Genomic DNA, 15,228 nt, shown 5'->3' on the forward strand with positions numbered 1-15,228 from the left:
ATGAGTGATAAGAAGTTTTTTGGAATGCTTTTTGCGGTGATCGCAGTTGGGCTACTTATAACTGCAGCCCATGCTGCGTATGTTTACTATGCATATACCAATTCATCTATTATTTATTTCATTTCTAAGGAGCTCTGGCTATGAAAAAGCGACTTCTTATTCTTTTTTGTGCAGTGTTTTTTCTGGCATTAAATCTCTTTTTATATGTGACGGTGACAAGGAGGCTTGGCAATAACTACAGCGGAGCGACACAGCTGAAAATGGTTGATGTTTCAAAATTCCTTCCCTTTGAGGAAGATTCCCTGCTTGCAAGAACGGGAGCATCGATACATTTTTCAGAAGGTGACGATCTGCCTGTCCTTGACGGTGCGGCTGCGCTGGTCCCTGTTTATGCTTCCGTTATCGACAATATTTACCCAGAGGGCTGCGTTACATATGAAGGCGGAAGCTTTTCGGATGATAATAAGTATGGAGAAAACTTTGCCGATGACAGTGCGATGAAATACCAAAATACCATACGCGGCTTCGATGCTGTGGTTGACGGATCGGTCGATCTTTTTTTCACCGCGCATCCATCTGAAGAACAGATGAATACTGCAAAAGAGAAGGGAGTGGAGCTTGAGATAGTACCTGTGGGGCTTGAGGCCTTTGTCTTTTTCGTAAATAAGAATAATCCTGTGGATGGCCTTACAGCCGATCAGATCCGCAAGATTTACAGAGGTGAGATCACGAACTGGAAAGAGGTCGGCGGACCGGCCAAAGCCATAAATCCGCTTACCAGGATCAAGGGCTCGGGAAGCCAGACTATGATGGATAAATTCATGGAAAATGATATTCATCCGTCAAAAAATGTGTTTTCTATTTTGGGAGCTTCAATAGGCTATTCTTTCCGCTATTATCTCTCAGGAATGGTGGCTGACAATAACGTGAAGATGCTGGCAATAGACGGTGTCTTTCCTGATTCCGAAAATATCAAAAACGGCAGCTATCCGCTGACTGTAAATTTCTATGTGGTCTACAGAAAAGACAATACTAATGAGAATGTAAAAAAGCTCGTAGACTGGCTTCTTAGTGAAGAAGGTAAGCGGATGATAGAAGCATGCGGGTATGAGGCTTGACAAATACTCTGTTGCAAAATACAATAAGTTGTTGAATAAAGATTAAAATGCTATGAAGGTGTGGGCTACGCCCAAGATGTTATGCTACATGGTTCAGAGAATGGGAGTCATCGGCTGGAAGCTTCCTACTACGGGTATATACGGAACATTCGCACCGGAGCAGTCCTTCTGAAGGCTATTATTTTATCGTGCTTGTAGGTTGGATCGTTTTGTCTACGTTACAGATATAATGAGTGTCCGTACATAAATATATATGACGGGAACTTGGGTGGTACCGCGATAATTTCGTCCCATGTGTTAATTACTAACACTTGGGACTTATTTTTTTAGGAGGAAAAAAATGATTAGTGAACAGCTGGACAAAATCCGTGAAGAAGCCCTGAAGCAGATTAAAGGATCTGACGGACTCGAGAAATTGAACGAGATCAGAGTCAACTTCCTTGGTAAAAAGGGTGAACTTACAAGCATCTTAAAGAGCATGAAGGACGTAGCTCCCGAGGACAGACCAAAAGTTGGTCAGCTTGTAAACGAGACAAGAGAGGCAATCGAGAAAGTTCTTGAAGAGACCAAGAGCAAAATGGAAGCTGCCGTTAGAGATGCCAAGCTCAAAGCTGAAGTCATCGACGTTACACTTCCTGCAAAGAAGAACAAAGTTGGACACTGTCATCCGAATACAATCGCTCTTGAAGAGGTAGAGAGAATCTTTACCGGAATGGGATATGAAGTGGTTGAAGGACCTGAAGTTGAGAAGGATTATTACAACTTCGAGGCTCTCAATATTCCCGCAGATCATCCCGCAAAGGACGAGCAGGATACATTCTATATTAACGGAGATCTTCTCCTTAGAACTCAGACATCTTCAACACAGGTGCATGAGATGGAAAAGGGCAAGCTCCCTATCAAGATGATCGCTCCCGGAAGAGTATTCCGTGCAGATGAAGTTGATGCTACACATTCACCTTCATTCCACCAGGTTGAAGGTCTTGTTATAGACAAGAATGTTACATTTGCAGATCTTAAGGGAACTCTTGCAGAGTTCGCCAAGCAGCTCTTCGGACCTGAGACAAAGACAAAGTTCAGACCTCACCACTTCCCGTTCACAGAGCCTTCTGCCGAGATGGACGTAAGCTGCTTTAAGTGTGGCGGAAAGGGATGCCGTTTCTGTAAAGGCGAGGGCTGGATCGAGATCCTCGGATGCGGAATGGTTCATCCTCACGTTCTTGAGATGAGCGGAATCGACCCCAACGAGTACACAGGCTTTGCATTCGGTGTAGGCCTTGAGAGAATCGCACTTCTCAAATACGAGATCGATGATATGCGCCTTCTCTATGAGAATGATATACGTTTCCTTAATCAGTTTTAGCGATATAGGGATTCATGTACATTCAATGCTGTGCTTGCACAAAGCATTGAATGTATATGAAGACCGAACGGAAATGAGGAAAAAAGATATGCGAATGAAATGAGCATGTCGATTTCCGAGGCTAGTAGTACTTAACGAGGAACGAGTTTAGTACTACTCCCACAGAGTGATTTCCGCAGGATTGCGAGAGCGAAGCGGAGCAATCCGTATATCGCGAAAACTTACCAGCGCAGCAACAAATATATCGATTATCTTTTTATATAAACAGGAGAAAAAATATGAATTCATCAAAATCATGGATTAAAGCATATGTGCCGGATCTTTCATGCACCGATCAGGAATTCTTCGATGATATGACACTTTCCGGAACAAAGACTGAAACATATACAGCACTTGATAAGAACCTTGAGAAGATCGTTGTCGGCCAGATCAAGACAATCGAGCAGCATCCCGACGCAGATAAGCTTGTTATCTGCCAGGTTGACATCGGAAAAGAAACAATCCAGATCGTTACAGGTGCCAAGAATATGAAGGAAGGGGACAAGGTTCCCGTTGTTCTTGACGGCGGACGTGTTGCCGGAGGTCATGACGGAAGCCCGAATCCTGCAGAAGGAATCAAGATCAAGGCAGGAAAGCTCCGCGGAGTTCCAAGTGCAGGTATGATGTGCTCAATCGAGGAACTTGGCTCAACAAAGGATTTTTATCCCGAAGCTCCCGAAGACGGACTTTATATCTTCCCTGAAGATACAGAGGTTGGAGCTGATGCCGTTGAGGTTCTCGGCCTTCATGACACAGTATTCGAATTCGAAGTTACATCAAACCGTGTAGACTGCTACAGCATCCTTGGTCTTGCAAGAGAGGCAGCGGCTACATACAAGCTTCCTTTCAAAGCTCCCGTTGTTGAAGTTAAGGAAGACGGAAAAGGAAACGTAAAGGATTTCATCGATGTTGAGATCAAGGATACAGACCTTTGCTCAAACTACTGCGCAAGGGTTGCCACAGATATAAAGATCGCTCCTTCACCCGAATGGATGCAGAGAAGACTTGCAAGCGTAGGAATCAGACCTATCAACAACCTCGTAGATATCACAAACTACGTAATGATGGAATACGGTCAGCCTATGCATGCATATGACCTTTCAACAATCGCAGGAAACAAGATTGTTGTAAAAAGAGCTAAGGACGGCGAGACTTTCGTAACTCTCGACGGACAGGAGAGAAAGCTCGACAGCGAAGTTCTTATGATCTGCGATGCTGAGAAAGAAGTAGGACTTGCAGGTATCATGGGAGGTGAGAACTCCATGATCACTGATGACGTTAAGACAGTTCTTTTCGAGGCTGCAACATTTAACGGACCTAATATCAGAAAGTCCGCTAAGAGAGTGGGCCTTCGTACAGATGCTTCAGGATTCTTCGAAAAAGGTCTTGATCCCGCAAACGCACTTGATGCTATCAACCGTGCTTGCCAGCTTATCAACGAGCTTGGCTGCGGTAAGGTTGTTCCGGGCGTAGTTCAGGTAGGACTTCCAATCAAGCCTTTGAAGAGATTTGCGCTTGAGGCAGATAAGATCAACAACCTCCTCGGAACAGATATTTCCAAGGATGAGATGATCGAGATACTTAAGAGAGAAGAAGTTGAGTACGACAATAAGACTGATGAAGTTATCATCCCTTCTTTCCGTCAGGACCTCAACCAGATGTGCGATATCGCGGAAGAGATCGCAAGATTCTCAGGATATGACAAGATTCCTACAACTCTTCCCAAGACAAGCGCTACAACAGGCGGTATCTCATTCAAGATGAGAGTTGAGAAGAAGGCAAGAGAAGTAGCGCAGTTCTGCGGATTCTCACAGGGATATACATATTCATTCGAGAGCCCCAAGGTATTTGATAAGCTTCTTTTACCCGAGGACGCAGTTGAAAGAAAGGCCATCAAGATCTCAAATCCTTTGGGAGAAGATTTCTCAATAATGAGAACAATTTCCTTAAACGGAATGCTCACAAGCCTTGCAACCAACTATAACCGCAGAAACAAGGACGTTCGCCTCTATGAGATGGGCAACATCTATGTGGCAAAGAGTCTTCCTCTTACAGAGCTTCCAGATGAGAGAATGCAGCTCACACTCGGATTCTACGGAGACGGCGATTTCTACAGCATGAAGGGTGTTATCGAAGAGCTTCTTGACAGCGTAAATATGCTTGATAAGGTTGAATACGATCCTAATGCAGGCAAGTCATTCCTTCATCCCGGAAGACAGGCAAATGTCATTTATGATGGCGAAGTTATCGGTTATCTCGGTGAAGTTCATCCTGCGGTATGCGATAACTATGACATCGATACAAGAGTTTATGTTGCTGTTATTGATATGCCTGAGGTTGTTAAGTACGCTAAATTTGATACAATATATACAGGAATTGCCAAGTTCCCCGCAGTTACAAGAGATATCTCAATGGTAGTACCTAAGGAAGTTCTTGCAGGTGATATCGAGAAGATGATCCGTCAGCGTGGTGGCAAGAAACTTGAAGAATTAACACTCTTTGACATTTACGAAGGTTCACAGATCAAAGAGGGATTTAAGTCTATGGCTTATTCTCTTTTGTTCAGAGATAAAGAAAAGACAATGGAAGATGATGAGATCAACTCAGCAATGAAGAAAATACTTAAAGGCTTGCAGGATCTTGGCATAGAACTTCGTTCATAAGAAAAAGATTTATTTAAAGAGGTACATAATATGAATAAGAAGAATGTATGGACAACCTATAACCGTACACAGCTCAAGGAATGCGATAAGTTCGCTGATAATTACAAGAAATTCCTTGATAATTCCAAGACAGAGCGCGAAGCAGTTGACACAATAGTTAATGAAATCGAGGATGAGGGTTATGTAGAGCTTAGTAAGCTCATTAACTCAAATACCAAGCTTAAAAAGGGTGATAAGGTCTATTCGGTACTGATGAACAAGACCATTATTATGTTCAAGATAGGATCTGAGCCTTTGGAAAAAGGACTTAATATCCTCGGAGCACATATAGATTCTCCGAGGCTTGATGTTAAGCAGAATCCTTTGTATGAGGACAACGGGATTGCTTATCTTGATACCCATTACTACGGCGGTATCAAGAAGTATCAGTTCGTGACAATACCCCTTGCTCTTCACGGAGTTGTTGTGAAAAAAGACGGAACGACAGTTATTTTAAATGTCGGTGAAGATGAGGATGATCCTGTATTCTTCATTTCAGATATTCTCATTCATCTTGCAAGCGATCAGATGGGCAAGAAGGCATCAAACGTGATAGAGGGCGAAGCCCTTGACCTTGTTATAGGTAACAGACCGTTTGTTGTCGAGGGAAAAGAGAAATCTGAAGAAAAAGAAAATGAAAAGAATTCAAAGCTTACAGAGGGTGAGCAGTACGCCGTTAAAGCCGAAAAAGAGGAAAAGGCTGAGACAGGTAAGCTTTCCGGAGCTGTAAGAAGAGGAATCGTTGCACTTTTATATGATCTGTACGGAATCGAGGAGGAAGACTTCCTCTCTGCAGAGCTTGAGATCGTTCCTGCAGGAAAGAGCAGAGATGCAGGTTTTGACAGATCAATGATCCTTGGATACGGACATGATGACAGAGTATGTGCATATCCTTCAGCACGTGCGCTTGTTGAAGCGGGCGATCTTAAGAGAACAGGATGCTGTATTCTTGTTGATAAAGAAGAGATAGGAAGCGTCGGCGCAACAGGTATGGCTTCAAGATTCTTTGAAAATACCGTTGCAGAGCTTATTGCTCTTACAAATAAAAGCTATGACGATCTTAAACTCAGAAGATGCCTTGCCAATTCATGCATGCTCTCATCTGATGTAAGCGCAGCTTTCGATCCCAATTTTGCTTCTGTATTTGAAAAGAAGAACAGTGCATTCCTTGGCTTTGGACCAGTATTTAACAAGTACAACGGCTCACGCGGAAAGTATTCTTCAAATGATGCAAATGCAGAGTACATTGCTGCAGTAAGAAAAGTATATGACGACGCCGGCGTATTGTTCCAGACAGCCGAGCTTGGTAAGGTAGATGCGGGCGGCGGCGGAACAATCGCTTATATTCTTGCTGAATATGGCATGAATGTTATCGATTCCGGTGTTGCAGTACTTAATATGCACTCACCTTGCGAAGTAATAAGCAAAGCAGATCTCTATGAGTCTCTCAGAGGATATATCGCTTTCCTTGAGAACATGGATTTTTGCAATGAATAAAAAGAACTTTTTTTAGAAAGTAAGATATTATGTCAGAAACTACACAGCTCGGACTATCGACCGCGGACTATTTCTTTGATCTTCCGCAGGAACTTATAGCTCAGGACCCTCTTGAAAAGAGAGATGAGTGCAGACTTCTTGTTATAGACAAAGAAACAGGAAAGACAGATCATAAGATATTCAGCGATATCATTGATTATCTTGAGCCCGGCGACTGCCTTGTCCTTAATAATACAAAGGTTATTCCCGCAAGACTTCTTGGGGAAAAGGAGGGTACAGGCGCAGCGGTCGAGATCCTTCTTCTTAAGAGAAAAGAAAATGATGTATGGGAAACTTTGGTAAAACCCGGAAAGAAACTTCGTCCCGGTGCAAGAGTTTCTTTTGGCGGAGGAATCCTTACCGCTGAGATCCTTGATATAGTGGAAGACGGCAACAGACTTGTCAAATTCTACTATGACGGAATCTGGGAAGAGGTGCTCGACAGATTAGGAGAGATGCCGCTTCCTCCTTACATCACACACAAACTCAAAGATAAGAACATGTATCAGACTATCTATGCCAAATATGAAGGCTCAGCGGCAGCGCCGACAGCGGGGCTTCATTTTACCGACGATCTTCTTAAAAAGATTGCCGATAAGGGCATAGATATGGCTTTTGTTACACTTCACGTTGGTCTTGGAACTTTCAGACCCGTTAAGGTTACAAATGTCAAAGAACATCATATGCACACTGAGTGGTATCAGGTTACCGCTGAGGCAGCAGAGAAGATAAACAGGGCAAAAGAAAACGGACACAGAGTTATCTGCGTCGGAACAACGAGCTGCAGAACAATCGAGAGTGCCGCAGGTGAAGACGGCAGACTTTCCGAGTGCAGCGGGGATACATCAATCTTTATCTATCCCGGTTATAAGTTCAAAGTTCTCGACTGCCTTATCACAAATTTCCATCTTCCTGAGTCGACACTCGTAATGCTTGTTGCGGCTCTTGCGGGAAGAGAGAATATTCTTGCGGCATATGAGGAAGCTATAAAGGAAAGATACAGATTCTTTTCATTTGGAGATGCGTGCTTTATCACGGACAAGATGTAATTGTTTTAGGCTCGGGAGAGCGTGAATGACACAAAAGAAAGACAAGAATGGATTAACTGAAAAAGAATTCCTTAAGGAATATAAAGCCGGAGATTATGACAGACCGTCTGTCACGGCTGATATTTTGGTACTTGGTGCAAGCGCCGATCTGCGGACTTTGAAGATTCTTCTGGTAAAAAGAGATGAACACCCTTATCTGGATCGGTGGGCATTGCCCGGAGGCTTTGTTCATGGGGATGAGACAGCTTTTCAGGCTGCACAAAGAAAACTTTCTAATGAGACGGGGCTTGAAGGCGTATATCTTGATCAGATCTATACTTTTACAAGACCGGACAGAGATCCCAGGACACGCGTTATGACTATCGCTTACCTTGCGCTTGTTTCCGATACGAGCGATGATATGCTCCGCGGAGTAACTTGTGCGGGACTTGGCGAGGCCACCGGCGGAGTTAGGGATGCCGCATGGTTTGATCTTGTGATTGACCAAGGCAGTATAAGTTTTACCAATGCTGAAAGAAATGTATCTATTGAATATTCCATCGAGAACAAGAGGTTCAAGAACGGAAGGATATTCTATGAGAACTGGGTTTCGAGTCTTAAAAGCAAGGAAGAGCTTGCTTTTGATCACATCGAGATCATTATAGAATCATTTATTAAGCTTAAAGCGGAATTTGAGCATACGGATCTTGCCTTTAATATGATGGGAGATACGTTTACTTTGCCGGATCTTCAGGCTTTATATGAACTTGTTCTTGGAAAAAAACTGTATAAAACGAACTTCAGAGCAATGGTGGCACCAAAGGTCGATGCTACCGGAGCAAAGATGAAGTCAATCAGCAGCAACAAAATGTCTGCTGAGTACCGCTATAAAGAGGCTGCGCACTGATTCGGTGTGTGGCCTTTAGTTACGTCCTGCCACAGAGGGATATATTCGGAAATTCGCTGTGTACGTCTGCGGTGTGATTTTCTGAAGTTTATAAAAAAGCAAATGCCTCATTTCACGTTGTTCAGAACAATCGGCATTTGCTTTTTTATTTTTTATGTTGACAAAGTAGCAAAATGCTACTAATATATATTCAAAGATAAGAAAGTAGTAAATAACTACCGAATATAAAAAGAAGGAGAAAAGCAGTATGAAACTCAAGAAATTCAAACCGACGGATTATGTAAAAGTTATTAAAAATGGCAAAGTGATCAAGGAAGGTTTGGGGCTGTCGGTGTTTTATAATAATCTGACGACCAATATCATGGTGGCACCTTCGACTGCTTTTGACGGGGCATTTGCATTTGATGATGTGGTTACGAGTGATTATCAGAGTGTATGTGTTCAGGGTGTTACGACTTATATGATCGCTGATTATGACAAGGCAGCAAAGATGTTTGATTTTACATATCAGTCAAATAATCAGATGGAACAGAAGATTGCAGAACAGATGGCTCTTTTGGAGAAGAGAATAAATAACATTATTAAAGCGATTGTCATCAGAGAAGTCAGCAAAAAAGATGTAAGAACCATCATAAGACTTGCGGATGAAATGGCGAGGACCATAGAGGAAGATCTGACGAAGGATGAATCGATAGAAAAGCTCGGAGTGAACATTGCTGCGATAAATATTCTTGGGATCAATCCAAAGACTGAGACGAGAAAGGCTCTTGAAGCAGCTGCGCGTGAGCAGATATTGAAGGAACAGGATGATGCGATCTACAAGCGCCGCAACGCAGCAATCGAGCAGGAACGTACTATAAAGGAAAACGAGATCAATACCGAGATCAAGGTTGCCGAGAAGGAAAAAGAGAAGGAAGAAAAAGAGCAGGAAATGAAACTGTATGTGCAGCGCTGCGATCTTGACATGATGAAAGAGCGCGAAGAAAGAGAACAAGAGATGCGCATGAGGGCACTTAGAAGCGAGCTTGAAATGAGCACAGAGAAACAGGAAAAAGAATTTGCGTTAAAAGAAATGGCTGCCGCAAAGAAGCTTCAGATAGAGAGCAAGGAGATGCTCGGCAGGATTGAACTTGAAAATAATGAAATGCTCGGAAAGATAGAACTTGAGAAGAAGAACGGTGAATATACGGCACTTCAGACAGAAAATGAGAGAATTAAAGCGGATCAGCAGGCATATGCATTAAAGGCTCTTGTTGATGCATATAACAACTTAAATGTCGCTCTTGTCGAGGCTTGCGCAATGGCTCAGACGGATCCAAGCACACTTATGGCAAAGGCATTTATGAATATCGGAGAAAACGCAGATAAGATTGGGGTACTTAATCTTACACCGGATCTTTTGCAGACGATCACAAACGGATTTGCGCAGAAGGAATGAGCGTAATTTATAGACGCTTAAAAGGAGGTAACTATGGACAGGGGAATGAATAAGGTTGTTTTGATAAAACGCCGCACCAGATATGAAGAATTAAAGAAAAGATATAATACGGTAGAGCAGGCAAGATTCTATATCGAACATCTCGGAGCGGATTTCTCGGATTACGAGAGAGAAGACAGGACTTATAATGAGGCTCTTGAAAATATCAGAAACCTGATTCGCCCCTGTGCAAGGCTACAGGAGATAGACAGAGAGTATCTTCCCAACATGATATTTGGAAAAGATGATATCGTCATAGCTGTCGGACAGGACGGACTTGTTGCCAATGCTATGAAATATCTGGACGGACAGCCGCTTATAGGCGTCAATCCCGATCCTGCAAGATGGGACGGAGTTCTTTTACCGTTTGAAACAGGGGATATCGGAAAAGTGCTTCCTAAGGTGATAAACGGTTCATTTGACATGAAGAATGTAACCATGGGGAAAGTTGAGACTAAGGATGGACAGGTATTGTATGCTGTAAATGATTTTTTTATCGGAGTATCCAATCATACTTCGGCCAGATACAATATTACTTACCGCGATCATATTGAAAATCAGTCATCTTCCGGAGTAATCGTATCTACGGGATTTGGGATGACGGGATGGCACAAGTCGGTCATGGCGGAGTTTAGGGGAATTGCCAAAGCATTCGGACTTGGAACCGTTCCGGAGATTCAGGGAGACTGGGGAGCAAGACAGCTCACTTTTCAGGTTCGTGAACCGTATCCAAGCAGATTTACACAGGCGGACATAGTATACGGCAATATTATAGGTGATGAACAGCTTGTGATCACATCGAATATGAGTGAGAACGGTGTTGTCTTCTCGGACGGTATTATTGAAGATACCATTGATTTCAATGCGGGGATGCAGATAAGGGTAGGCGTTTCTGACAGAATAGGGAAACTCGTTATCGGATAATCGTTTTTGGCAATATCTGTCCGCAAGCGGAATGCTCCATATGTTACAAAAAATAAATTGACCTCAATAAACGGAATATTTATAATATAGCTTGATTGTACATTCAAAGGAGCATAACAGTGAAGCGCTTATATATACCGTTTATTTTGGAACTGGTTTTAATCATCGCTACAATTATTTGGGAAAAGCAGTCTTTTTGCCTATTTTTTGCATATTATACCGGACTGCTTATTTATTTCTACTTCGTATACAAACAGTTCTCTTTTAGAAAATTGCGTAGTAATTTCAGCAATTTAAAGACATTTTGGATTCCTGTTATATTAACGGTTGCAGGAATGCTGTTGGCATCAAAGTTTGAAGCTTTAATAAGAATGAAGTTTTATCGTGAATATTTGGATAGCATAGTTTCTATACCTCTTCAGAATGAACTTATCCCGACACTTTTTGACGCACTGGTCTGTATCATTATGAAACCGGTGGCAGAAGAGCTTTTCTACAGAAAAGCGATCATAAGATTTGACAGTAAGAAAAAGGTTGTCCTTTTGACAATCGCAAGCTTGATACTTTGTGCGGTAACAAGAGCACACGGACTTATAGGAATAGTGACATTTGTTGTAATGGCGCTTCCTGTCACGATTGCTTACATTGCTACCCGAAATATATATGTTTCCATAATGGCTCATATTATTTTTGAGTTTATAAGCAATGTATATGGTTATGCATACGAGGTTGCCAGACTCTACCTAAGATGAGGCAATCTGTATAGATAGTCATTAAAATGCAAAGGAGAGGAAAAAAGTATGTTGGAGAAGTTATTCAAGCTCAAAGCACATGGCACTACGGTGAAGAGGGAAATTTTAGCGGGTGTCACGACATTCCTTACTATGGCATATATTCTTGCCGTTAACCCGAATATCCTGGGTACCGTAATGAATGCAAACGGTGTATTCGTTGCAACAGCGATTGCATCAGCGATTGCTACTTTTATCATGGCTTTTTTGGCAAATTATCCTATCGGACTTTCCGCAGGACTCGGACTTAATGCATATTTTGCATATACCGTATGTCTTTCGGAACTCGCTGCAGAAGAGAACGCATTTACAATTGCCCTTACGGCTGTATTTGTGGAAGGTCTTTTGTTCATTGTTCTTTCTTTCTTTAAATTCCGTGAACAGATTATAAATAGTATTCCTCAGAACCTTAAATTCGGTATTTCTGCGGGAATCGGTTTGTTTATAGCCTTCATCGGTATGCAGAATGCCCGTATCATCGTGGCAAATGAGGCTACTGTTGTGGGACTCGGAAGCTTTAGCGACCTTGATATGGTTCTTGCTCTTGTGGGACTTATCATCATTGCGGCACTTGTTCATTACAAAGTTACAGGAGGAGTGCTTATCGGAATCATCGGAACATGGGTGATCGGTATGATCCTTCAGTCAGCAGGAGTGTATACTTCGGCAAATCTTTTCCCTGATTTTTCACAGGGACTTCAGCTCGGAGCAATTTCTGAGACAGCATTTAAGCTTAATTTCGGTTGGGCTGCTTCTCACTTAATACAGTTCCTTGCTATTACATTCAGCTTCCTTTATGTGGATCTTTTTGATACTGTCGGAACGGTTGTAGGTGTAGCCGATAAGGCGGGACTTCTTGATAAAGACGGCAATCTTCCAAGAGTCGGCCAGGTATTTCTTGCAGATGCTGTCGGAACAACAGCAGGAGCTTGCCTTGGAACATCTACTGTCACAAGCTTTGTTGAGTCAAGCGCAGGTGTTGCCGCAGGTGGAAGAACAGGACTTACAGCTCTTACAACAGGTGTGATGTTCCTTGTTTCACTTGTATTAAGCCCTTTGTTCCTTGCTATTCCTTCATTTGCAACTGCTCCCGCACTTATCTATGTCGGAATGCTGATGCTTATGAGTATTACAAAGGTTAAGTTTGACGGAGACATTGCTGATTCAGTAGGTGCATATCTTGCGGTTGTAATGATGCCTCTTTCATATTCAATAGCTACAGGTATCATGTTTGCAGTACTTGCATGGGTAATCCTTAAGGTTATCGCTAAGAAGACAAAAGATATCAGTCCCGTTATGTGGATTGTATTTATCCTGTTTGTGCTCAGGATAATAGCACTAATCACTAATTTCCAGTGATTTAATATTTTTATGAGGATGGAGATGAAGATGGCCAAGAAAAAGAGAAAATTTGATCCTAAACTTATTATCCCGGCTTTGATTGCCATCATCGTGTTTATGGTGGTGACGGGAAGCTTCTATTCTGTAAAAGAACAGGAGCAGGCAATCCTTACAATGTTCGGTAAAGTTGTAAGAGTTGATACGGCCGGCCTTTATTTTAAGGTTCCGTTTATACAAAGTGTTCATCATATCGATATGACAACACATGGTGTCGGTATCGGATACACGATACAGGATGGACAGAATATCACTGTTGATGATGAAGGAATTATGATCACTTCTGATTTTAACTTTGTAGATATTGATTTCTATCTTGAATACAAGGTAAGTGATCCCGTAGCTGCATATTATAACTGCGAGCGCCCCGAAGTTGTAATGAAGAATATGGCTCTTTCATGTATCAGAAATACGGTTGTAAATTATCCTGTTGATGATGTTATTACAACAGCAAAGGGACAGATTCAGGCAGAAGTAAAAGAAAAGCTTCAGAATGAGCTGTCAGAAAAAGACATAGGACTTATGGTTGTAAACCTTTCTGTTCAGGACGCAGAGCCGCCTACAGAGGAGATCGTTCAGGCATTTAAGTCTGTTGAAACAGCAAAGCAGGGCAAAGAAACTGCAATCAATAATGCAAAGAAATACCAGAGCGAGGAACTTCCCAAGGCAGAGGCTGCAGCCGATAAGATTGTTCAGGATGCCGTAGCTAAGAAGGAATCAAGAATTGCAGAAGCTGAGGGACAGGTTGCGAGATTCAACGAGATGTATGAGCAGTACAAGCTTCAGCCGTATATAACCAAGAAGAGACTGTTCTATGAAACAATGGAAGATATCCTTCCCGAACTTAAAGTTATAATCACAGACGGAAACACACAGAAAATGCTTCCTCTGGAAAGTTTTAACGGTAATGAAGGAGGGGCAAAAGATGGAGACAACTAATAAAAAGAGTGGTATTTTCGGTGTGGCCGCAGTTGCGGTAATTTTGGTAATTGCCTTTCTTGTAGGTTCGGCAACTTACGTTGTGCACCAGAAAGAATATATTGCTGTAAGAAGATTCGGTAAGATAATCAGTATTGCAAAAGAGCCCGGACTATATTTTAAGACTCCTTTTATTGATGATACCCAGTCAATAAGCGCGCAGATCGTTCTGTACGATATCCCTAAGTCTGATGTTATCACCAAGGACAAAAAGTCTATGATAGCCGATACTTATGTGATTTGGAAGGTTGTAGATCCGATTAAGTATATTCAGACTCTTAATGCATTAAATGCAAGAGCGGAGGAACGTATTGAGGCATCTGTATATAATGCTACCAAAAATGCCATTTCTTCCATGACTCAGGATGAAGTTATTGAAGCAAGAGGAGAACAGCTCACTAAGCTTATTTCAGACGAAGCCAATGCAGATATGACCGGATACGGAATTGAAGTTGTACAGGCACAAATCAAGGCTTTGGATCTTCCTGATGACAACAAGCAGGCTGTTTACGAGAGAATGATCTCTGAGAGAAATAATATCGCAGCATCCTACACAGCGCAGGGTGATGCCGAAGCTCAGAAAATCCACAACGAGACAGACAAGGAGGTTACCATTGTAAAGGCTAATGCCGAAAAAGATGCGGCCGTACTTGAAGCAGAGGGTGAATCCGCATATATGGAGACTCTTTCAAAAGCGTATGATACCGCTGAAAAGTCTGAGTTTTACAGCTATATAAGAGGACTTGATGCTCTCAAGAAATCACTTGTCGGAGACGATAAGACACTTATCCTTGATAAGAATTCAGAACTTGCCAGAATTTTGTACGGAAACTTTAATTGATAGTTGAAAAAACGTATTTTTAAGGAGGTTTTCATCGGCTATGTCCGGTGAAAAACCTCCATTTTTTATATCATAGGAAATTGCTTTCCTATGATATAAAAACGCTCCGCTATGGATGCGACCGAT

General features: G+C 42.2%; 13 protein-coding genes. All 13 read left to right on the plus strand.

Annotated features, from left to right (window positions below):
* Positions 1-144 carry a hypothetical protein gene (locus T356_RS21005; RefSeq protein WP_155838953.1) on the plus strand — a complete coding sequence of 48 codons (144 nt, stop codon included), beginning with the start codon at positions 1-3 and terminating at the stop codon, positions 142-144.
* Positions 141-1,118 (plus strand): PstS family phosphate ABC transporter substrate-binding protein, encoded by a 978-nt coding sequence (locus T356_RS0102630; RefSeq protein ID WP_051563099.1) that lies wholly within the window; start codon positions 141-143, stop codon positions 1,116-1,118. Before T356_RS21005 ends, T356_RS0102630 begins: the two co-directional genes overlap by 4 nt.
* A 340-nt stretch (positions 1,119-1,458) precedes the next feature.
* Entirely contained in the window at positions 1,459-2,481 is a 1,023-nt protein-coding gene (gene pheS, locus T356_RS0102640; RefSeq protein ID WP_330370873.1) for a phenylalanine--tRNA ligase subunit alpha, read from the plus strand.
* Between the two features lie 278 nt (positions 2,482-2,759).
* Positions 2,760-5,183: a phenylalanine--tRNA ligase subunit beta gene (gene pheT / locus T356_RS0102645; protein ID WP_026513163.1), complete on the plus strand. Its 2,424-nt coding sequence runs from the start codon at positions 2,760-2,762 to the stop codon at positions 5,181-5,183.
* 30 nt (positions 5,184-5,213) lie between these two features.
* Positions 5,214-6,719 carry an aminopeptidase gene (locus T356_RS0102650; RefSeq protein ID WP_026513164.1) on the plus strand — a complete coding sequence of 502 codons (1,506 nt, stop codon included), beginning with the start codon at positions 5,214-5,216 and terminating at the stop codon, positions 6,717-6,719.
* A gap of 29 nt (positions 6,720-6,748) precedes the next feature.
* Positions 6,749-7,807, plus strand: coding sequence for a tRNA preQ1(34) S-adenosylmethionine ribosyltransferase-isomerase QueA (queA, locus tag T356_RS0102655; RefSeq protein ID WP_026513165.1), 1,059 nt, complete (start codon positions 6,749-6,751; stop codon positions 7,805-7,807).
* 25 nt (positions 7,808-7,832) lie between these two features.
* Positions 7,833-8,693, plus strand: a complete 861-nt coding sequence (locus T356_RS0102660) for an NUDIX hydrolase (protein ID WP_026513166.1) — start codon at positions 7,833-7,835, stop codon at positions 8,691-8,693.
* 247 nt (positions 8,694-8,940) lie between these two features.
* Positions 8,941-10,131 (plus strand): SPFH domain-containing protein, encoded by a 1,191-nt coding sequence (locus T356_RS0102665; protein WP_026513167.1) that lies wholly within the window; start codon positions 8,941-8,943, stop codon positions 10,129-10,131.
* A 33-nt stretch (positions 10,132-10,164) separates the two neighbouring features.
* Positions 10,165-11,094, plus strand: coding sequence for a sugar kinase (locus T356_RS0102670; RefSeq protein ID WP_026513168.1), 930 nt, complete (start codon positions 10,165-10,167; stop codon positions 11,092-11,094).
* Between the two features lie 119 nt (positions 11,095-11,213).
* Positions 11,214-11,846: a CPBP family intramembrane glutamic endopeptidase gene (locus tag T356_RS20075; protein ID WP_051563100.1), complete on the plus strand. Its 633-nt coding sequence runs from the start codon at positions 11,214-11,216 to the stop codon at positions 11,844-11,846.
* A 48-nt stretch (positions 11,847-11,894) separates the two neighbouring features.
* Complete coding sequence (locus T356_RS0102680) at positions 11,895-13,244, plus strand: NCS2 family permease (RefSeq protein WP_330370874.1); 1,350 nt, start codon at positions 11,895-11,897, stop codon at positions 13,242-13,244.
* A 24-nt stretch (positions 13,245-13,268) separates the two neighbouring features.
* Positions 13,269-14,222 carry an FtsH protease activity modulator HflK gene (hflK, locus tag T356_RS18115; protein ID WP_197020868.1) on the plus strand — a complete coding sequence of 318 codons (954 nt, stop codon included), beginning with the start codon at positions 13,269-13,271 and terminating at the stop codon, positions 14,220-14,222.
* Positions 14,209-15,102, plus strand: coding sequence for a protease modulator HflC (hflC, locus tag T356_RS0102690; RefSeq protein WP_026513171.1), 894 nt, complete (start codon positions 14,209-14,211; stop codon positions 15,100-15,102). The genes hflK and hflC overlap by 14 nt, the downstream gene beginning before the upstream one ends.
* The last annotated feature ends 126 nt before the right edge of the window (positions 15,103-15,228 follow it).

This window comes from Butyrivibrio sp. LB2008, from assembly GCF_000621565.1.
In the GTDB taxonomy this organism is placed as follows: Bacteria; Bacillota; Clostridia; order Lachnospirales; family Lachnospiraceae; genus Butyrivibrio.